General features: G+C 68.6%; 19 protein-coding genes and 1 pseudogene. 4 read left to right on the forward strand and 16 right to left on the reverse strand.

Annotation, left to right across the window (positions count from 1 at the left end; translation table 11 throughout):
- Positions 1–33: 33 nt before the first annotated feature.
- From CLV67_RS53850 to CLV67_RS39620, 5 genes and pseudogenes are all read right to left on the reverse strand, one after another.
- Positions 34–378, reverse strand: a pseudogene (locus CLV67_RS53850) (chorismate synthase); the annotation flags it as partial.
- A gap of 47 nt (positions 379–425) precedes the next feature.
- Positions 426–2,372, reverse strand: a complete 1,947-nt coding sequence (locus CLV67_RS39605) for a CotH kinase family protein (RefSeq protein ID WP_239166108.1) — start codon at positions 2,370–2,372, stop codon at positions 426–428.
- The gene (locus CLV67_RS39610) at positions 2,365–3,150 is read right to left on the reverse strand and encodes a polyphosphate polymerase domain-containing protein (RefSeq protein ID WP_106328049.1); all 786 of its coding nucleotides are present in this window, start codon (positions 3,148–3,150) and stop codon (positions 2,365–2,367) included. Before CLV67_RS39610 ends, CLV67_RS39605 begins: the two co-directional genes overlap by 8 nt.
- Positions 3,147–3,746 (reverse strand): DUF4956 domain-containing protein, encoded by a 600-nt coding sequence (locus tag CLV67_RS39615; RefSeq protein WP_106328051.1) that lies wholly within the window; start codon positions 3,744–3,746, stop codon positions 3,147–3,149. The genes CLV67_RS39610 and CLV67_RS39615 overlap by 4 nt, the downstream gene beginning before the upstream one ends.
- 404 nt (positions 3,747–4,150) lie before the next feature.
- On the reverse strand, positions 4,151–4,483 hold the full coding sequence (locus tag CLV67_RS39620; protein WP_146169479.1) for a hypothetical protein: 333 nt from the start codon (positions 4,481–4,483) through the stop codon (positions 4,151–4,153).
- A gap of 652 nt (positions 4,484–5,135) precedes the next feature.
- Here CLV67_RS39620 and CLV67_RS39625 point away from each other — a divergent pair.
- Positions 5,136–6,497, forward strand: coding sequence for an SGNH/GDSL hydrolase family protein (locus tag CLV67_RS39625; protein ID WP_170154179.1), 1,362 nt, complete (start codon positions 5,136–5,138; stop codon positions 6,495–6,497).
- 264 nt (positions 6,498–6,761) lie between these two features.
- Here CLV67_RS39625 and CLV67_RS51385 read toward each other — a convergent pair whose 3' ends face one another.
- A complete protein-coding gene (locus CLV67_RS51385) occupies positions 6,762–7,244 on the reverse strand; it encodes a hypothetical protein (RefSeq protein WP_146169480.1) in 483 nt (160 codons plus the stop codon).
- On the opposite strand from CLV67_RS51385, the gene CLV67_RS39630 reads away from it, so the two are divergent.
- Together CLV67_RS39630 and CLV67_RS39635 are read left to right on the forward strand one after the other, a co-directional pair.
- Positions 7,203–8,312: a hypothetical protein gene (locus tag CLV67_RS39630; RefSeq protein ID WP_146169481.1), complete on the forward strand. Its 1,110-nt coding sequence runs from the start codon at positions 7,203–7,205 to the stop codon at positions 8,310–8,312. The genes CLV67_RS51385 and CLV67_RS39630 overlap by 42 nt on opposite strands.
- 77 nt (positions 8,313–8,389) lie before the next feature.
- Positions 8,390–8,857: a hypothetical protein gene (locus CLV67_RS39635; RefSeq protein ID WP_106328059.1), complete on the forward strand. Its 468-nt coding sequence runs from the start codon at positions 8,390–8,392 to the stop codon at positions 8,855–8,857.
- Positions 8,858–8,878: 21 nt separating this feature from the next.
- Here the strand turns inward: CLV67_RS39635 and CLV67_RS39640 are convergent, their stop codons facing one another.
- The 10 genes from CLV67_RS39640 to CLV67_RS52290 form a co-directional block, all read right to left on the reverse strand.
- Positions 8,879–10,333: an LmeA family phospholipid-binding protein gene (locus tag CLV67_RS39640; protein WP_106328061.1), complete on the reverse strand. Its 1,455-nt coding sequence runs from the start codon at positions 10,331–10,333 to the stop codon at positions 8,879–8,881.
- Positions 10,334–10,422: 89 nt separating this feature from the next.
- Positions 10,423–11,223, reverse strand: coding sequence for a MerR family transcriptional regulator (locus CLV67_RS39645; protein ID WP_106328063.1), 801 nt, complete (start codon positions 11,221–11,223; stop codon positions 10,423–10,425).
- 45 nt (positions 11,224–11,268) lie between these two features.
- Positions 11,269–12,030, reverse strand: coding sequence for an ABC transporter permease (locus CLV67_RS39650; RefSeq protein WP_106328065.1), 762 nt, complete (start codon positions 12,028–12,030; stop codon positions 11,269–11,271).
- Positions 12,031–12,039: 9 nt separating this feature from the next.
- Entirely contained in the window at positions 12,040–12,837 is a 798-nt protein-coding gene (locus CLV67_RS39655) for an ABC transporter ATP-binding protein (protein ID WP_239166109.1), read from the reverse strand.
- A gap of 35 nt (positions 12,838–12,872) precedes the next feature.
- A complete protein-coding gene (locus CLV67_RS39660) occupies positions 12,873–14,861 on the reverse strand; it encodes an ABC transporter ATP-binding protein (RefSeq protein WP_106328264.1) in 1,989 nt (662 codons plus the stop codon).
- Positions 14,862–14,934: 73 nt separating this feature from the next.
- A complete protein-coding gene (locus CLV67_RS39665; RefSeq protein ID WP_106328265.1) occupies positions 14,935–15,696 on the reverse strand; it encodes an alpha/beta fold hydrolase in 762 nt (253 codons plus the stop codon).
- Positions 15,697–15,768: 72 nt separating this feature from the next.
- Positions 15,769–16,584, reverse strand: coding sequence for a helix-turn-helix transcriptional regulator (locus CLV67_RS39670; protein ID WP_239166120.1), 816 nt, complete (start codon positions 16,582–16,584; stop codon positions 15,769–15,771).
- Positions 16,585–16,624: 40 nt separating this feature from the next.
- On the reverse strand, positions 16,625–16,798 hold the full coding sequence (locus tag CLV67_RS52285; protein ID WP_170154180.1) for a hypothetical protein: 174 nt from the start codon (positions 16,796–16,798) through the stop codon (positions 16,625–16,627).
- 116 nt (positions 16,799–16,914) lie between these two features.
- Positions 16,915–18,306 carry a DM9 repeat-containing protein gene (locus CLV67_RS39675; protein ID WP_106328071.1) on the reverse strand — a complete coding sequence of 464 codons (1,392 nt, stop codon included), beginning with the start codon at positions 18,304–18,306 and terminating at the stop codon, positions 16,915–16,917.
- A 173-nt stretch (positions 18,307–18,479) separates the two neighbouring features.
- Positions 18,480–18,617 (reverse strand): hypothetical protein, encoded by a 138-nt coding sequence (locus CLV67_RS52290; protein ID WP_170154181.1) that lies wholly within the window; start codon positions 18,615–18,617, stop codon positions 18,480–18,482.
- A gap of 81 nt (positions 18,618–18,698) precedes the next feature.
- Between CLV67_RS52290 and CLV67_RS51390 the strand changes: the two genes are divergently transcribed.
- Positions 18,699–18,995 (forward strand): hypothetical protein, encoded by a 297-nt coding sequence (locus CLV67_RS51390; protein ID WP_146169482.1) that lies wholly within the window; start codon positions 18,699–18,701, stop codon positions 18,993–18,995.
- Positions 18,996–19,008 lie beyond the last annotated feature (13 nt).

The raw sequence follows: 19,008 nt of genomic DNA on the forward strand, positions 1-19,008 counted from the left end.
CGATCCTAGATCACCGACACCACCGGCCATTTTCAGACAACGGACAGGATCATTTCTGACGTACGGGGTGCCGGTCGCCTGCCGGCACAGCTCCTCGGCGCCGTCGGTGTCACCGGCCTCGTCTCGCGCCTGGACCAGAATGCCGACCTCGACGACGTGCGAGACGATCTCGACGCCGACAGCCTGCCGGAGCCGCGCTTTCGCGACCGTGCCGACCGCCACCCGGGCCGCGGTCTCACATGCGGAGGCACGCTAGAGGATCGGCCGGGCGTCGGCGTGGGCGTACTTCTGCATGCCGGCGAGGTCGGCGTGACCGGGACGGGGCCGGGTCAGCGGGGCGTTACGGGCCTGGCCGTCGAGCTCGGCCGCGAGGACAGGCGTTGAATACACGAATCGAGCCATCGGGTCCGCACCTCCCCGCATGATTACCCGGCGCTGCCGGTGGCGCACGTGACCGCCGGTGGGGTGTTGCTGCCGTTCCAGGAGCCGAGCAGACCGAAGGTCGTGGCCGCCCCGGCGTCCAGGGCACCGTTGTAGGCGGCGTTGCGGACAGTCACTCCGGTCCCGGTGGTGCTCATCGTCCCGTTCCAGACCTGGCTGACCCGCTGGCCGTTCGCGAAGGACAGCGTGACGGTCCATCCGTTGATCCTGCTCGTTCCGGCGGTCACCCGGACCTCGCCCTGGAAGCCGCCGGTCCACTGCCCGGTCTGGGTGTAGGTCGCGGTGCACCCACCTGCGGGCGGCGGTGTGGACGGCGAGGTGGTGGCACCGCCCCATGCCGACGGGCCGTCCAGCCAGGCCGCGCGTTGAGTCATCCAGGTGCGCATGACCTGCACTTGACCGGCCCAGGTCGGCGTGGTGTCGGTGATGAACGGCCCGACCATCCGGCTGCCCAGGTTCGGCCAGCGCTGGAAGTTGCGCTGGGCGGCGGCGGTCAGCGGCGCGGCCAATGCGTCCACCCGGCTGGTCAGCGAGGTGGTGGCGAGCAGTCCGCGGCGCAGCGACTGCCACCGGGTCTTGAGGTCGTTCTGGAACGCCGGATCGGCGAGCAGGATCTGGAACCAGTCGTTGGCCCGCGGGCTCCGGGTCTGCTGGTACTGCCAGCCGGCGGTCTGCTCGTTACCGAAGAAGCCGCCGACGCCGAAGGTCAGGTCGTAGTCCCACAGCGGCCCGGCCACGATGGGGCCTTCCCGATCCTTGTAGAGGTAGGTGCTGCGCAGATAGGAGTCCATCTCCCGGCTGAGCTCGTTGAGGATGATCAGGTCGACCCAGGAGCCGACGTCGATCCAGGTCCGGTAGCCGGTCTGCGGGTCGGTGAGCCGCGGGCTGTGCAGCATGTCGTGGAACTGCTGCAGGTACTGCGTCAGCCAGGCACGCTGAGAAGTGTTCAGCGGGGACGGGTCCTCGACCTCGAGGAAGTTCCAGCAGGTCGCGGCGGCGCCGGTGCAGGTGAGCGTGGGTTCCTCGGCGGCCAGCCACTCGAACTTGAAGATGTAGCCACCGGCGATCTTCGGCAGCGTGGTGTCCTCCTCCTCGAGCTGCTTGAGGTCGAGCCGGTTCTTGCTGTTCTTGATCGTCTCGACCAGCATGTAGACGCCCTGGTAGTCGGAGGCCGCGACCGGCGTGGAGTCGGTGTTCAGGTAGAGCTCGACGAAGCGGTAGCGCGGCGTCGCCAGGCCCATCTCCCGTCCGAGGTCGTAGACCAGGGCCTCGCGGATCAGTGACTTGTCGCTGAACGGCCCACGCAGCACCCAGTCCGAGTCGGCCGGCATGCCGAGCACCGGGTGGTCGGCGTCGTCGTCGGCGTCGTCCCGGAACTCGAGCCGGTAGGGCGCCTTCTCGAACATGGCCGACGACTGACCGCGCAGGTGGATGCCGGTGCGGGTGGCGACGGCCGGTGCGGCGGACAAGGAGGTCCCCCCGGCCGTGGTGTCGAAGACCATCGCGGCGGCGTCCATGTAGTCGCGGCCCGGTTTGCCCTTGCCGTAGTTGTCGATCAGCAGCAGCGGCAGGTCGTGCTGGGTGTCCACGGCGCGAGCCACGTAGAGCGCGGTGCCCGGGGCGCCGGTGGGCGCGCCGTTCAGGAAGGCCTGCGCCCGCAGCTGGGTGGTGCCGGTCAGGGTCAGCGGCCGGCCGGGGTAGACCGCCGAGGCGGTCGCCGGCCGGGTGCCGTCGGTGGTGTAGCGGATTTCCGCACCGGCGATCGCGGTGCCCAGCGCCACCGACACCGAGCCCTGGAAGGTGCCGCTGGGCACCGAGAACGTGATGTCCCCGGCGAGCCCGCCGGCGGCCGCCGCAGCCGGGACGCCGGCCGTGGTGAGCAGCATCGCCATGATGACCAGGGCGATGGTCCGGATCGTTTGCCTACCCATGGAGCAGGTCCTCTCTGCTGAGGGTGAAGTGCTGTCGGAGGACCCGGCGCCACGGCGCCGCCGGGAGGTCGGCGCGGAGTGCGGCGAGGCCGGTGGCGTACTTGGAGATGGCGACGGGACGGTGGCCGCGGCGCCACAGCCGGCGGTCGGCCTCGGCGGCGGCCGAGCCGGTTTTCGTCTCCACGATCGCGACGCCGGGCAGCCGCAGCTCGCGGCCGTCGGCGATCCAGCGCAGATCGGTGTCCACGGTGACCCGGCTGTCGCCCGGCATGAGCAGCGCGAACCGCAGATAGGCGGTGCGCAGCACGGGGGTGAGACCGGCCCGGGCGGTAGGCGACAGGCCGTGCCGGGCGAAGACCTCGTCGAGGAAGGCGAGCCCGGTGTCGGTCGGGTGCGGCTGCCCGGGCACGTGCGGCGTCCGGTACTTGATCGTGCTGCCGCGCGGGCCCGGCACCTTCGCCTCCAGCCAGCAGGAGCCGGAGTCCACATACGTCCTGGTCCTGATTTTGAAACGGCGCCGATGCCGGTACGCGGTCCGCAGGTAGCTGACCAGGTCGGGAGTGTCGAGGTAGAGCGACTCGTAGGTGAAGTGCCGGGTTCCGTCGATCTCCAGCACCCGGGCCACCGGTGCGAGCTCGGTGAGCAGGCGGTGCGCGTCGCCGGCCGGCAGGAGGTACTTGCGGTCGAACCGGCACTGCAGTGCGGCCCGCTGATCCATCTCGGCCAGGCTGACGGCGGGCAACGCGCCCAGTGTGTCGAACGCGACGGCCGCGGTCATCGCTGCCCCGCGTACGTCGGCGTGCCGACCGGGGCGATCAGCCTCCCGGGCCGGCCGGCGTAGCGGACGTCGACCACGGTGGAGTCGTTGATCAGGTCGACCCGCAGCAGCCGGCCGGAGTAGACCTTGGCGCCGAGCAGGTCCTCGAGCCGTCGGATCAGCTCGTCCTCATCGGTCACGATCGAGTCGAGGACGATGATCTGCTGGCGGTAACGGCCCAGTACCCACCGGTTGTCGACGATCGCCAGCACCACGAGGATCAGGCCCATCAGCGCGATGTTGCGCCAGATCGAGGTGGTCTCCAGGCCGCCCAGCAGACCCAGCGCGAGCGCCGAGAAGAAGTAGGCGACCTCGTGCTGATCCAGCTCGGTGGACCGCAGCCGGATGATGGAGAGCACGCCGAACAGCGCGAACCCCAGCCCGAGGCCCGCCCCGGCGCCGCTGGTGCGCAGCGCGTCGGCCACGGCGAGCACCCCGATGTTGACGGCGAAGTAGGCCACCACCAGGTCGCGGCGCCGGTGCCGCGGGAAGTAGAGCCCGAACACCAGCACGGTGACGGCCAGAAGTTCGGCCCCGAGTAGGGCGAATTCGGACATCTGCGGTCCTCCTCCGAGCGCGAGAACGTTTCGGAAGTTTCGATTAACATCCGGAACTTCGACCGAAGGCTAGGGTTAACATTCGATGAATGTCAATGTCTACCGCGGGAACCCCGGCAAGCAGCTCCACCGACCCCTTGCCGCACCAGCTGCTCGTCGAGCGCGGCTCGGACCGGGCGCCGATGCGGGTCATCGTGGTGGCGCGTCAGATACCGTCGAGTCCGAAAAAGCACACCACTGCGGCCCGGGCATTCGGCCGGGATCCCGGCCGGAAGTTTCGGTCGGACGAAGTCCCGTTGTCAGCCGAGGCATCGATGGCGCGAAGCGGTATGCCATGAGGCAGCAACACGTGGACCGGCGAACAGGCGTACCGCGAACACCAGCAATGGATGCCGACCGAACCCTCAGCAGGATTCCAGATACCCGTCCCGCTCACCCCGTCCGATGGCCAGTTCCCCGGCCTGCCTGCGCGCATCGAGGTGCCGCTCGGCCATCTCGACCTCCGGGGTGTGCCACAGGTGATCGGTGGCCCGCGCGCCTATGCCCCAGGTGTATCCGCCGAGCTGGAAGAAGCCCCGGTGATCCGGCCACAGCTTCCCCGCGGGTTCACGGAGCTGCGCTTTGTGCGGCAACCGGAGACCCAGGTGGTCGTCGTCCGGCAAGGACGCGCTCGGCGTACCGAACTCGTCGTCCTCGAGCCGGCTCGGCAAACCCGATGGTGATCGACGCAGTCGCACGTCACTCGCTGCTACCGGTAGCGCCTCGCCCCGGTCCCGGCCGGCCCGACCGTGATCGGCGTCAAGGATGCCTGACAGTGAACCTGACCGATCGCTGATCGAGATCGGTCCCCGCGATCGTCCACTGTGTTACGGTGCCGGCGGTGCGATCATGGATACCTGGAGGACGTGCTGTCGTATCTGGACAGGGTCGTCGTCGACCGTCAGTCGTCGCCTCGGCTGGCTGCGGGTCGCGGAACGGACTGGTCGAGGTTCCATCCGGCGGGCGGGCTACGAGGAGTTCACTCGCGCGCGAACGTCCGCGTACCGCGTACCCGCTGACCGACGACCGGCACGATGAGACCCCAAGCCACAGCAGCATGCGGCTGTCGTCGGGTTACATCGGCAACTCGTACCGGCCGGGGCGTTCGCACGGCCCCGCCGCCCACAATGAAGACAGCATTTAAGCAAGAATCACCAATGTCGCCGAGAACACATGTCTTCTTCGAAATCGGCACTTCGAGTAAACCTTGAGTACATGTCTGGGAGGAAGTGCATGGTACGCAGAAACGCACACCGAGAATTTCTCGCCATCGCAATGGTGGCGGCAGTCGCCGCACCATTCACGCATAGCAGTGTGGCTCATGCCAGTCCGACATTCACCCTGAACTCGATGTCGGCAACAGTGAGCGGCGCCAACGTCACGGCTACTGCCAATGTGCAGGCGTCGCCACAAACAACGGCCGAACATGCCGGTATCTGTGTGCGTGATGCTTCTGGCGAGATTTGGGACTTCGATAAGCACACCAACCATCTCATCAGCACGACCGGCACAAACTTAAATGGCTCCACAAAAGCCTTCGATGCCGGAACGTACACCTATTTTGTGTGCCTCAGCGTCAATAACGTCTGGTACCAGGCGGGCGCTTCGCAAACCTTTACCGTAGGCCACACCACCCCCGCGCCCTCGGGCAGCAGCTATGGCGACGACGCCCTTGAACAATGGAGCAACGCTGTCGCGAACCGCAACTCGCAACCAGCGACTTGGGTTGCCTGGGGGGATTCCTTCACAGAGGGCCAGGGCGCATCGAGCAGGTCCGATCGCTGGATCGACGAAACACTTGGCAGTCTGCGCAGCACCTACCCGACAACTGGCACAACGGGCGGCGCGGGCTATCTGCCATCGTTTTACGCGACCTACGCCCCCGATTCGACCTGGATGCCATTTACCTCATCGGGCGGCAGCCACTCCTGGGAATATTGGGGTGGCTCGCTGGGCAATCGCATTGTCAACATGAGCACCGGCGGATACGAAACTTTCACGGTCACCGGTACGTCCGTTGACATACTGTACGCACAGGGCGCCGGCGGCACCTTCAGCTACCAAATTGATTCCGGCGCACCCGTGAATGTCAGCACTTCCGGCAGCTACGATCCGTCCAGCCACGTCCACGTTACCTTCACGACACCCGGCACGCATACGGTGACTGTTACCGGCGTATCAGGTACAAGTTATCTTGAAGGCCTGATGGTGTACAACGGCGATGAGACCAGAGGCATCCGCCTGTACGACGCCGCACACACCGGCGCCACCACCGACGACTTTACATCCAGCATGTGGGACCAAGCCGAAATCACGGCGACCGCAAAAGCAGATCTGGTAACCATTGCACTCGGCGCGAACGACTACCTGAGCGGCTCAGAGACCCCCGCCGGCGTCACTGCAAACTTGCAAGACATGATTGAAAGTATCCGTTCCAAGGCAAGTACGCACTCCACCCACCAACCGTCTGTCACGGTAGTGATCCCTTGGGACTTCTCGGCCTACGGCACCATTAATGGCTACACGTGGAGCGACTTTGCCGATGCCATCCGCGATGTAGCGGCCGCGGATTCATCTGTTGCGCTACTCGACTTGACGTCGACCGGCTCACCCGCAGGTGTCGGCGGGGGCTTGTACGCAACTGATGGACTACACCCATCCGATAGCGGACAGGCAGCCATCAGCGCAGCCGCCGCATCTTTCCTGGACTGATGCGAACGCCGCGCGGCCTCCCTGCTCGGAATGTCCGCGCGGCGTAGCCTCAGCCCTTCGGTGAGGGCGGCCGGTAGCGGTGGCCGGGAACGCCAGAGCGCCTTCTGAGCTGGAACGATGGGACTCGTCCAGGGTTCCGTCCGTCTCGGGAGGCCCTTCCAGGGTGCAGAGTGCCGGCACTCGTCCGAAGGTTGTCCTCACTGCTGGGGCTCGGGGTGTGGTCGGTCCTGCCGGCACTCGCCTACTGTGCTGAGCGGCGGTGGCTCACCGTCCGGCCGCTGGCATACTGTGCGCGTGCTGAGCGACTCGGGCGGTAATGAAGCTGATGGCGCGCGCTTGCTGGAGTCGCTCCTCGACGCGCTCGCTCGATGGCCGGATGTCGGTATCCGGGCCCGCCTCAGCATCGAGCAATGGGCCGGCCTTTCTGCGGACGAAGCCAGGGTCTACCAGGAGATAGGCATCTCCGCCGTCCGTGGTGGTGCCGATTGGCGGCCGGCGGCCGACAAGATTCGTGAACTCGGCAGGCTGCGGTATGAGCCGGCCGTTCCGGCCTTGATCGGGCTGTGGGAGAAGTGTCCTGTCCATCCGGTCGCGGTAGCCGCCGCTCACGCGCTGTTCGAGATCGGGACCGCCGAAGCCCGCGATGCCCTCCGGCACGGTATCCATGACCACGACCACCTCGGCCGCTTCATGGCTTTGAAGGTCATGTTCACCGACGACGGTACGGCCTGGGACAACGTCGGCCATCTCTTCTCCGGCGAGTGCCTTGCGACCACGGCCGGGTTGACGGCTGCGGCTGAGGCTCTCGGTCTTCTATCGCCGCGCTCGTTCCCCCGAACGGACCACGCGGGGCAGTCGGAGGAGGCGCGCGACCCGCTGTCGCACGATCGCCGCTGGCTCGACCTGTGCGTCAGCCTTCGCGACCACGAGTTCCTGGGCCCGCAGGCCCGCCAAGTACTCGGGGATGCCGATCCCGCCATCACCGGTCCGGCGCTGGACGCTGCCAGAGCTTTGCGGGCGGTCCAGACGAGGACGCCTGCCGGCAGGCACCTACGGCCGGGGGATCTCGTGGCCCGCTATCGGGACGGCGACCATCGAGGTGTCTGGCGTGACCTCGGCGCGGTCGATGCGCTTGACGACGTGTGGCGCGCGGAGGCCGAGCAGGTGGCCGAGCTGACCATGGAGCGTGTCCGGCGAAACGCCTCCAGCCTCACCGCCGCTCTCATCGCCTGCGGCTGGCCGGTCATCGACAAGCAGGCGTTGTCCGGTCCCGCTGACGATGTCGAGGACCTGCTACGGGAACTGGAGCAGATCACGGGATCGCCGGTGCCGCCGGCGCTGGCCGCCTACTGGCGCATCGTCGGAACCATCGACCTCGTCCCGCGCGGCACCTGGAACGCGCCGTTCCCGCCCGGCGTACCCGAACAACTCGCCGTCGCCGACCCACTGGAGATCACCGACCTCAGCACGGCGTGGTTCTCGGTCGAGGAGTGGCAGGAGGAATCGGAGGACCTGCACCCTGAAATCGTCGGACCGCTGGAAATCACCATCGCCGCCGACTATCTGCACAAGGCCAACATCAGCGGGGGCGCACCGTACTCCGTCTGGCTGCCACATGCCGGGGCGGATCCGCTCGTCCGGGACGAGGAGCACTGCCTGACCTTCACCGACTACCTGCGGCGCGCCTTCGCCGGAAAAGGGTTCCTCCGGCTCGACCAGCAGGACGAGTGGGTCGCCCACGGCGTCACCCGCGACCAGTTCGCAGAGATGACCGGCTGGCTGGAGAGCGTCGAATACGAGCACATCGAGTTCTGACTCGAAACGCCCCGGGCGAGAAGAGCAGCGTTCTCGTGTCAGTGGCAGTCGATCTTCAAATGCCTCAGGATGAACCGGTGACGACGGATCGCCGAACGGTTGCTGCCGCTCTGCTCTTTGTGGGGGTCGCAGGCCTCCTGGCAATCAACGCCAAATGGAACAAGGACGGCATCGAAATCGCCAGCTGGATAGCCGGCGTCGGCGCATTGTTCGTCGCCATCTACTCGGTGGTGACTGGACCGGCGCAGTCCTTGACGGGAGGTTCGAGCGTGGGTGACTCCGGCCGGGATTCGTCGATGGTGCGAACTGACAAGTCTGACGAGGCAGCGACCCGGCGCGCAGCGGCCATCATCCGGGATGCCCAGGCTCGCGCGGATCAAATAGTCGCCGAGGCCAGGGGCGAGGCTGACCAGATCGTCGCGGCCGCCCGCCGGGAGGTCGTCGATCTGACCGCGCAGAAGGACAAGGTGGTCAGCCAACTCGAGGCGATGCTGGGTGCACTTCCAGGACTGGCGCCGGGAGCCGGTGGGAACACAGAGGACTAGGTCGCCGCGGTTCCAGTGGTATCAGCAGGAGCCGCCCCCGAGTGCGCCCTTGGCCAGGGTCACATCGCTGCCCTCCAGGTGGATCAGCAGCCCGCTGGGCGTCACCTCGACGTCGCGGTAGGTGAGGCCGGGTGGCAGTTCCTGCAGGGGGTAGGTGGTGGGCGACGACTTCACCTGGGCGAGCACCCGGTCGGCGGGGAAGCGGGTGCCGAACATCTCGATCTGCTGCGGTGAGATGTCCAGCGTGTTGCCGGTGATCTTCGGCTGGGCGTACAGCTGGATCTTGGTGTCTTGTTCTGAGCCCTTGGTCGACGCGGTCAGGAAACCGCCCTCCGCGCCGAAGGTGGTCGGCTGGCCGCCCTCCGGCTGCTTGAGGACGGAGAACGGCTGGACGGTGGTCCCGCCGACGGTCACGTGTACGCCATCGGGGTCCACGGTGACCGCTCGGTATCGCACACCCGGGGGCAGCGGCGGAAGCTTGCGGGTCAGGTCTTTCTCGTCGATCCGGGAGAGCACGATCTTGGAGAGGAACTCGTCGGTCGGCCGGTCCTTGCCGAGGATGCGCACCAGGCGCGGGACGAGGGTGAGCGAGTCGCCGTCCAGCTGCGGTTCGGCGCGGATGGTGAGCGGTACGTCGACGATCGGCTCGACCTTGATCGCTGTGGAGATGCCGAGCAGGCCGTCGGCGGCCGAGTAGGTGACCGTCTGGTCGCCGACCTGGGTGGGCAGGGTGTTCAGCGCCTGGGTGCCGACACCGGCGAGCACTATGTGCAGGCCGTCGGCCCGCGGGGTGATCGACCGGTAGGTCACGCCGTCCGGGAGTTCGGGCAGGTTCTGCTTGCGTACGCCGCCGGTGAGCGCCGATGCCTTGGCGGCGGCGACCTTGCGGCCGAAGATCTCCAGTTGCTGCGGTACGGCTTCGGCGCTGTCCCCGGCGATGCGCATCTTGAGGAACAGTTTCGCCTTGACGTTCTCCGACGCCTCGGCCGGCACCACCGTGTCGACCATCAGGCCGCCGTCGGTGGCGCGCGAGTAGGTGGGGGCGGTGGTTCCCTCGACCGTCGGCATGTTCGCGAAGCCGATCGCGATCGAGGCGGTCATCGTGCCGACGTGCGTCTGGCCGGCGGCGGGCTGGCTCACGTCGTTGAGGGTGGCGGTGAAGGACGCGTGCTGTACGCCGGAGAGCGTCACGTCCGGCACGGTGAGCCGCACTTCGGAAAGCGTGCCGCGCACAGCCTGGGCGAGCAGGCGGTCACCGCCTACGGTGACCTGTGCGCAGGAGATCTGGGCGCTGACCCGCTCGGTGACCTGGCCGGCGATCAGGCTGTCGAGGAAGGGCACGGGCAGTGCGTACGCCGCCACGCCGACAGTGACCAGCACCGTCGCACCGGCACCGGTCCCGATCAGCCACCGTCGGCGGCGGGTCCCCGCGGCGTGGGCGGCACGATGGAGCAGACTGCTGAGCAACGTGGACATGCCACCTCCGCGACGGTCTGGTTCCGTTGACGCGATCGGGGAGGAGTACGGCCTAAGTTACTCATCAGTTCAGACCGGTTCGCGGGCGGTCACCCGGGTGGTTCCGCCAGCCGCTCCGGCCGCGTCCGGATCCAACTGGCCCAGCCACGCTCGCGCATCAGGTCCATCAGCCGCCGCGTCCGCGGGTCGGACTCGAGGGCGAGTGCGTCCAAGAGGTCGAAAGGCAGGTCGTCGTGCACCGCCTCGCCCACGTTCTCGCCGGAGGTGTGTGCCTGCTCGAGAAGGCCGGCCATGATGTCGGCAGCCTCCTGCAGGCGCGGGTCGGTGTCGGTGTCGGTGTCGGTGTCGCTGTCGCTGTCGAGGAGTTCCGACCCGAGCCGGTAGAGCCGAACGAGTTGCGGGTCATCGAGCTGGGCGTGTTTCGCGGGCATGATCTCGCGGACGCCGTCGGGCCAGCGGGCCGCAACCACGATCCAACCGTCCCGTTCGGCCTCCACCATCCGTTCTGACGCCCCGATCTCTCGTAGCCGGTCGAGATAGGAGACGACCTCCGGTGGGAGTGCCAGACTGTCCCCGGCGGTGAGTTGCGCGATCTGCTCGCGGCTGGTCTCCAGCCGTTCGATCTCGTCGTTCAGGTGACTGTCGATCCTCTGGATCGCCTCGGCGAACGTCGACGCGTCGGCTTCCAGCATCTGACCGATCTGAGACAGCGGCACGCCGGCGTTGGCGAGGGTGCGGATCTTGACGAGGGACACGACTGCTCGTGCGCCGTAGCAGCGGTACCCCGAAGCATCCCGCTCGGGCTCGGGCAGAAGTCCGATCTGGTGATAGTGCCGCACTGCCCGCACCGTGACGCCGGCATACGCCGCCAGTTGACCGATCGTCAGCATGCCCTGATCCCGCCCTCGACTCGCCCTGACCCGCTCGGCACCGGCTCAGGAGATCCTGCGACGGTACGAGATGCCGGCGAAGAGGTAGGCGAGGACGAGGATGCCGGCGCACCAGGCCAGGGCGATCCAGATGGCGGTGCCGACCGGCCGCTGGGCGAGCAGGTCCCGGATCGTATCGACGATGGAGGTCACCGGCTGGTGCTCGGCGAAGGCGCGCACCGGGCCCGGCATGGTGTCGGTGGGCGCGAACGCCGAGCTGACGAAGGGCAGGAAGATGAGCGGGTAGGCGAACGCGCTCGCGCCGTCCACGGACTTCGCGGTGAGGCCGGGGATGACGGCCAGCCATGTCAGCGCCAGGGTGAACAGGAGGAGGATGCCGGCGACCGCGAGCCAGGCCGGCACTCCGGCGCTCGAGCGGAAGCCCATGAGCAGGGCGACGCCGACGACGACCACGAGCGAGATCACATTGGCGGCGAGTGAGGTCAGCACGTGTGCCCAGAGCATGCCCGGCCGGGCGATCGGCATGGACTGGAATCGCTCGAAGATTCCGCTCTGGATGTCGCCGAAGAGCCGGAACGCGGTGTAGGAGACGCCCGACGCGATGGTGATGAGCAGGATGCCGGGCAGCATGTAGTTCACGTACGAGACCGACCCGGTGTCGATCGCGCCGCCGAACACGTAGACGAACATGAGCATGATGGCGATCGGGGTGATCACGGTCGTGACGATGGTGTCCGGGCTGCGGGTGATGTGGCGCATGGTCCGTCCGGTGAGTACGGTGGTATCGCCCAGAAGATGCGTGGCCATGGTTGTTCCTTACCTCTCGTCCTGGTCGCCGGCGCCGCCGAGGACCGCCAGGAAGACGTCTTCGAGGGAGGGCTGCTTCTCGACGTATTCCACCTCGGCGGGCGGCACCAGCTGTTTGAGCTCGGCCAGGGTGCCATCGACGATGATCCGGCCCTCGTGAAGGATCGCGATCCGGTCGGCGAGTTGTTCCGCCTCGTTCAGGTACTGCGTCGTGAGCAGTACCGTCGTACCTCCCGCGGCGAGTTCCTCGACGGCCTGCCACACCTCGATGCGTGCCTGCGGGTCCAGCCCGGCCGTCGGCTCGTCGAGGAAGATGACCGGCGGATGTCCGATCAGGCTCATCGCGATGTCCAGGCGGCGGCGCATGCCGCCGGAGTACGCCGCCACCCTCCGGGTGCCCGCCTCGGTCAGCGAGAAGCGCCTCAGCAGGTCATCCGCGATCACACCCGGATCCCTGAGGCGCCTCAGCCTGGCGACCAGGACGAGATTCTCCCGCCCGCTGAGGACCTCGTCGACCGCCGCGAACTGCCCGGTGAGGCTGATGGACTCGCGTACCTCGGCGGGCTGTTCGGCGACGTCGAGGCCGTTGACCCGGGCGGTCCCCGCATCGGCCTTGAGCAGCGTGGACAGAATCTTCACCAGCGTGGTCTTGCCCGCCCCGTTGGAGCCGAGCAGGGCGAAGATGCCGCCCCGGGCCACCTCGAAGTCCACGCCGCGCAACACGCGCAGCTGCTTGTACGACTTCTCCAGGCCCTGCACGAAGATCGCGGGCGACTGGGCGCGACCTGTTGTCGGCGGAATGCTCATGCCGGCCAGCATGAGGGGTTGACGCAGCGTCAAGGTCAAGCCCCGGGGCACCGCCCGATCTGGTAGCCCGCGGACTGGAGGGCGAACAGCTCCGCGTAGCGGCCGCCCGCCGCGATGAGCTCCCCGTGCGTGCCCTCCTCCACGAGACGGCCGTGATGCATGACGAAGATCCGATCGGCGTGTACGACGTTCGCGAGCCGATGAGTGATCAGGATGGTCGTGCGGTGGCCCTGGCGGCCGCGGATCGCCTGGAACAGGGTGTCCTCGGCGCGCGGGTCGAGTGCCGACGACGGCTCGTCCATGATCAGCAGGTCGGCGTCACGCAGGAAGCCGCGGCCCGCGGTGATCCGCTGCCACTGGCCGCCGGAGAGGTCCTGTCCCTCGGCGAACGTACGATCGAGAAGGGTGTCGTAGCCGTGCGGCAGCTCCAGGATCATGTCGTGGGCCGCGGCCAGCCTCGCGGCGTCCTCGATGCGTTGCCGTTCGGGCGGGGTGTCGATGTCTCCCATGGCGAGGTTGGTGGCGGCGGTGAACGGCCACTTGTGATGTTCCTGGAGGACCACCGAGATCCTGCCCTGCAGTGCGGTGATGTCCCAGTCGGTGACCGGCCGGTCGTTCCACAGCAGAACGCCTGCGGACGGGTCGCGCAGTCCGGCGATCAGCGCCGCCAGCGTCGACTTGCCTGATCCGTTCTCCCCGACCAGGGCGACGGTCTGCCCGGCCCGGATCGTCAGGGTGACGTCGTCGACGGCCGGGGTGTCACGTTCCGGGTAGTGGTGGCTGATGCCGCGCACGATCAGCTCCCGCAGCGGCCCGGGCTGCGGCGGCGTCTGCTCGGAACGGCGGGGCAGGTGGGCGTCGGCGCGGGACAGGAAGGCGACGTACTCGTTGAAGTGCTGGCCGTCGGTGAAGACCCGGTCGGTCTGGAAGGTCACCTGCACCAGCGCGCGCTGCGCCGCCTGGACGGCGACCACGCAGGTGGCCGCGGCCGCGAGCGGGATCCGGCCCTCCAGCAGCAGCACGCCGAGCAGCACGTAGACGCCGGCGGTGGCCAGGCCGCTGATCACCGCGCCGAGGCTGGTCGTCGTGGTCATCCGCCGGGCGAGGACCATCTCGACGGCGGTCTGGGCACCCATCACCCGGTCGTAGAGGCCCAGCACGAAGTCCCGGAGGCCGTACGACCGCAGCTCCGACGCCGAGACCCGTTCGGCCATGAGCCGGTGCAGCACCCACATGCGGCGGCGGCGTGCCGAGCTCTCCAGGTAGGTGCCGAACTTGACGTGGCCGGCGCGCAGGGCGGCGTAGCCGTTGGGTGCCGTGGCCACGACCAGCGCCACCAGGAGCAGCGGGTGGATGACGACGACCGCGACCGTGACGGCGCAGAGGCTGACCACGCCGGCCAGCAGGTTCATCACACCTTGGACGAGGTCGATCACCGAGTCGGAGCCGCGGGAGGCGCGTTCCATGCTGTCGGCGAAGCTGTCCTGGTCGAAGGCGTCCAGTCGTACCGCGGTGGTGGTCTCGAACAGGCGCCGCTCGGCGCGCTGGTTCACCCGGGGTGTCAGCCCGTTCATGGCGTAGCCGGTGGCGATGCCGAGTGCGCCGCGCACCGCGGTGGCGAACGCCAGCAGCGCGAGGGCCGGCAGGGCGGCGCGGACCCGGTCCGGGGTCGGTCCGGCGGCGAACAGCGCGACCAGCACGCGCTGCGTCGCCAGCAGGCCGAAGGTGGCCATCGCCCCGGACGTGAGCGTCGACGCCGCGACTATTCCGGTGCGGACGCGGTCGGCGGACCAGCTGATCTTCAGGGCTTCGACGATCAGGCGTGGCATGCCGGTGAACACGCCGAACAGGCCGGCGTTGACCCGGGCGCGCATGCCCTGCTCCCACCACATCGGGCGGAGTTCCGGCAGTACGGGCTCCGGCTCTTCCGGCCGGTCGGGAACGGGCTCGTCAGGGCGGGTCTCGCGGGTGGTGGCGCTCACTCGATCAGTCCTCCTCGCCGGATTCGCGGACGTGGTCGGAATGCTCGTCACCATTACGACACGAACCTTCCGCACCGGGGCGGACACAGTGTGATGTGTCGGGGACCCGACGCGGTCAGCTTCCGTTGCGGGCTTGGATGGCGTCGGCCAGCACGCCGGGGTGCGACAGGAACGGTGAGTGCGCGGTGGGCAGCTCGATCACCCGTACCGGCGTGATGGTCTTGGTGTTGATCTCCTTGGCGAAGCGGTGCTGGAGAGCCGGCGGGACGGCCCGGTCCTCGGTGCAGACCAGGTAGGTGACCGGGATCCGGCCGAACCGTTCGGTGGTGACGTCGAACGCCTCGGTGGTCACGCCCAGCGGGCCGTCCGGGGTGAGCAGGGCGATTGCCGCGTCGGCGAAGGGACGCGGCACGTCGTGGTAGAAGCAGTCGCGTACGGCGCCGGTGTTCGCGGGATCGATGCGCAGCGTGCCGGTGACCGCGGGGTCGGCGGCGATCAGGCCGGTGACGTGCTCGCCGAGGTTCTCCGGCTGGTCGATGTAGGCGCCGGCGGGCAGGCCGAGGACCGGCGCGAACGCGCTCAGGTAGATCAGGCCGGCGAACAGCTCGGGTGCGAGTTCGGCCGCGCGGGTGGCGACGACGCCGCCCATGCTGTGCGCGACCACGGTGACCGGTTCGCCACGGCCGATCGTGCGGAGTTGTTCGATCAGTAGTGACGCGGCCGAGGTGGCGGTGACGGCGGGCGTGCCGGCGCGTAGTCCGTGGCCGTCGAGGTCGACCGCGACGCACGGTACGCCGTGGCCGGACAGCAGTTCGGTGACCGGGCTCCAGCACCAGCTGGCGTGCCAGAAGCCGTGCACGAGGACGACGGTGTTCATACGGATACCTCCGGAGGTGATCTTGTGGTCCGGGAAACCGTAGAAACTCCGTTGCCAGTCAGCCACGTCCCGTCAGTGCGGGGATAAAACGCCCATCAGCCGGTCCTCGGTGCCGGTGCCCGCCATCGGGAGGAGAAGCAGCAGCCTCTGCCGGGAGTGTGGGCTGGTCACGACGACGCAGTCGAGGTCGAGCCGGCCCACCCGCTGGTCGACGATGTGCTTGGTCGTGCAGTGCAGCGCGGACACGTGGTGCTCGTCCCACATCCGCGCGAACTCGCCACTGGCCGCCCGCAGATCCTCGACCAGGGCGAGTGCCGCCTCGTCGTGGCCCCGCTGGACCGTCACCGCCCGCAGGTCGGCCACGTAGGCTCGCCCGGTCGGCTCGTGGTCCTTGCCCGGTTCCAGGGTCCGGCGCCACCGCGGTGAGGTGAACCAGCGCCAGATCAGGTTGCCCGCGCGGCCGGGCAGCCCGGTGAACGGGCCGAACAGCGCGACGTTGAGCGCGTTCTGCGCCAGGACGGTGCCGAGGTCGTCGGCGAGATAGCCCGGGGCGGACGCGTTGCCGTGCAGCAGCGCCAGCAGTCCCGGGTCGGGCGTCTCGTCCGGGCCGGCCGGTGCCGCGTGTCCGGCCAACCGATAGGCGTGGTCGCGTTCGTCGCCGGTCAGCCGCAGTGCCGCGCAGAGCGCCGCGAGGGTGGCGGCGGACGGGTGCGGCCCGCGGCCCTGTTCGAGGCGCTCGTAGTAGGTGACCGACAGGTGGGCCAGCGACGCCACCTCGTCGCGGCGCAGCCCGGGTGCCCGCCTGCGGCCGCCGCCGGGGAGACCGGCCGCGGCCGGGGTCAGCGCGTCCCGGCGGCGCCGCAGAAAGTCACCGAGTTCCGCACGCATCACGCCGCCACGTTAGCCGCCGCCCTGGACGGCCGAACGGTCAGATCAGGGCCGCGGTCACCCCGGCGGCGGCCGCGGCGACAGCGACGAGCATCAGCGCCGCGGCGCCGGCTCCGGCGGCGAGACGGCCGGCGACGGTCCAGAGGTCGAAGCGGGCGGAGAGAACCGGGGCGTCCTGGACGGCGACGGCGTCCGAGTCGTCGAAGAAGATCACGCTGCGTAGGTTACGACACCGAAACTCCACGGGAAAAACGCAGTTCAGGTGATGTCGAGCACTCCAATGCGGGCCGTCACCCGACATGCGCGTTACGTACTGTGACCATAGTGGAATCAGTGGCCGCGGTAGCCGATCGGGCCCTCGCCGGCCCGCTGATAGGTGCCCAGGAATCCGCCGCCGCCGAATGCCACGGTGCCGTTGTTGCCGCGGCCGTCGCGCCAGCTCAGCCTGGTGGCCGCGTGGCCCGGCACGCCCACCGCGAGGTGCAGGTCCCCGCTGCGGTGCCATCCGCCGCTCCAGCCCTCCTCCGTGGTGAAGCGGAGCGCCTCCTTGGCCACGGCGCCACGCCCGATCAGCCGGCCACGGAACTCCCTCGGCCGCTGTCCCGGCTGCCGGCGCCAGCCGTAGAAGGCGGCCTGCCGCTGCTCGAACGTGATCGCGTACTCGGCGCCGGACGCGTCCGCCCAGGCGACCTGCTCGAGGACGGCCTGCTCGCCGCGGTCGATGTAGACGGTGACGTCGCCGGCCTCGGTCGTGTACCGCAGCACCGGTTCGGCGATCACCTGCCGTTCCAGCGTCAGGTTCGCCTGGTCGTGGGCGTGCATCGGGTCGATCGTCACCCGGTACAGCCACAGCATGGTCCGGGCGTCGTCGCCGCTCTCGATGCGCAGGGTGTTGCGGCCGGCGACGAGGTCCTCGGCGGGCACCGCGAAGGCGAGCCGTTGCGGCAGTCCCCCGCCGTTCGGGATCCGCAGCCGCTCGGCGAGCGGCCGGCCGTTGAGGCGGACGGTCAGCGGGGCGTGTCCCGGCTCGTGGGAGAGCATCGACGCGAGGGCACGCAGGGCGACACAGGCCTCGCGGACGACGGCCGGGTCGGGCACGTCGAACTCGAGCTCGACGTAGCCGCCGTCGCCGATGGCCAGGTGGTCGCCCGCGGCCGAGGCCCGCTCGGCGGCGCGGACCGTCATGTTGCCGGTGCGCGGCGGTTCGGTGCCGAAGTCGGCGTAGGTGGGTTCCATCGGCACGCCGGGGCGCCGGGCGGTCCGGGGCGCGGGAGACGACGGGTCCAGCAGCACCTCGTACGACAGGATCTGGTGTTCCTCGTTGCCGTATCCGATGTTGGCGCCGCCGAAGGCGGGGCGGACCTTGCCGAGGTGCAGGGTGCCAGGCCCGACCGCCGCGCGGGCGACGTAGAGCGGTTCGCCGTCGCTCTCCCGGCCGGCCGGGAACGCGTTCGCGGGTACCGCGCCGCCGGACGCGATGCCCCAGACACCGCGGTCCAAGAGCACCTCGTACTCGTCGACGGCGACCTCGTCACCGCCCCAGCTCGCCTGTGCCGCGCCGAACGCGGGGCGGACCTTGGCCGGGTGCACTCCGCCGTGCATCCGCACGCGGCACACCCAGAGCGGCTCGCCGTCGGCCTCGTAGCCGTGTGGCGTCGCGCCGGACGGAATCCGGCCGCCGCGGGCGGTCTCCCAGCGATATTCCTCAGCCGACGCGCGCATTCCGTGGAGGATAGATCAACGGGGCGAGCCGGTCGCGGCAGAGGCGGCCGCAGGCGGCCAGACAGACCTGAGGCGGAATCTGTCACCCGTTCACGACCCGAAGGTAATCAATGAGGGAGGTCGATCAGTTCCGGCAGGCTACCCACTGTTCCTCCCGGCCGGAGGGGACACGATCAGAACCAGGAGAACAGGCGGGAGAACAACCCCCATGGTTCGAGAACCAGCACCTGAGCAATCCGGTCGCGACCGGTGCGGGCGGCCGCACGACGGGCCAGGTGTGCGTTCTTTTCCTCGAAGTCGTCGATGTTCATCAGCGTGTTTCCCTTCGTGGGTATTAGTAGTACGGCCCACATCATTTCCAAGCGGGCCCTGCTCCCGCATCTGCCGGACGCATGACGCCGCAATGGCAGGATCAGCGTTTCGTTGACTTGCGGCGGCGACGCGGGGTGCTCGCCTGCTCGACCGGGGTGACGGTCGTCGGCACCGACTACGGCGTCTCCGAGGAGCGGACGGGCATCAACCTCGCCGGCAAGCGTCTCGACGCGGTGCTGGCCCGGCCGTGTCACGGCACTGCGAAGGGCCTGGTCGTGATGGTGTGGGGTCCGATTCCCAGCACTATCGCACCGATTACTTTTGCACCATTTATTAGATTCTTGAGTCTAGGCCCGCGGAAGCCGCGAATCACGTGAACGAGCGGTCGGC

Source organism: Actinoplanes italicus, from assembly GCF_003001815.1.
Classification (GTDB): Bacteria; Actinomycetota; Actinomycetes; order Mycobacteriales; family Micromonosporaceae; genus Actinoplanes; species Actinoplanes italicus.

Coding starts and splice junctions, on each gene's coding strand:
- CLV67_RS39605 (WP_239166108.1), bottom strand. CDS start 2,372: ATGGGTAGGCAAACGATCCGGACCATCGCCCTGGTCATCATGGCGATG.
- CLV67_RS39610 (WP_106328049.1), bottom strand. CDS start 3,150: ATGACCGCGGCCGTCGCGTTCGACACACTGGGCGCGTTGCCCGCCGTC.
- CLV67_RS39615 (WP_106328051.1), bottom strand. CDS start 3,746: ATGTCCGAATTCGCCCTACTCGGGGCCGAACTTCTGGCCGTCACCGTG.
- CLV67_RS39625 (WP_170154179.1), top strand. CDS start 5,136: ATGTCGGCAACAGTGAGCGGCGCCAACGTCACGGCTACTGCCAATGTG.
- CLV67_RS39630 (WP_146169481.1), top strand. CDS start 7,203: ATGTTCACCGACGACGGTACGGCCTGGGACAACGTCGGCCATCTCTTC.
- CLV67_RS51385 (WP_146169480.1), bottom strand. CDS start 7,244: ATGGCCGACGTTGTCCCAGGCCGTACCGTCGTCGGTGAACATGACCTT.
- CLV67_RS39640 (WP_106328061.1), bottom strand. CDS start 10,333: ATGTCCACGTTGCTCAGCAGTCTGCTCCATCGTGCCGCCCACGCCGCG.
- CLV67_RS39645 (WP_106328063.1), bottom strand. CDS start 11,223: ATGCTGACGATCGGTCAACTGGCGGCGTATGCCGGCGTCACGGTGCGG.
- CLV67_RS39650 (WP_106328065.1), bottom strand. CDS start 12,030: ATGGCCACGCATCTTCTGGGCGATACCACCGTACTCACCGGACGGACC.
- CLV67_RS39655 (WP_239166109.1), bottom strand. CDS start 12,837: ATGAGCATTCCGCCGACAACAGGTCGCGCCCAGTCGCCCGCGATCTTC.
- CLV67_RS39665 (WP_106328265.1), bottom strand. CDS start 15,696: ATGAACACCGTCGTCCTCGTGCACGGCTTCTGGCACGCCAGCTGGTGC.
- CLV67_RS39670 (WP_239166120.1), bottom strand. CDS start 16,584: ATGCGTGCGGAACTCGGTGACTTTCTGCGGCGCCGCCGGGACGCGCTG.
- CLV67_RS39675 (WP_106328071.1), bottom strand. CDS start 18,306: ATGCGCGCGTCGGCTGAGGAATATCGCTGGGAGACCGCCCGCGGCGGC.
- CLV67_RS52290 (WP_170154181.1), bottom strand. CDS start 18,617: ATGAACATCGACGACTTCGAGGAAAAGAACGCACACCTGGCCCGTCGT.
- CLV67_RS51390 (WP_146169482.1), top strand. CDS start 18,699: ATGACGCCGCAATGGCAGGATCAGCGTTTCGTTGACTTGCGGCGGCGA.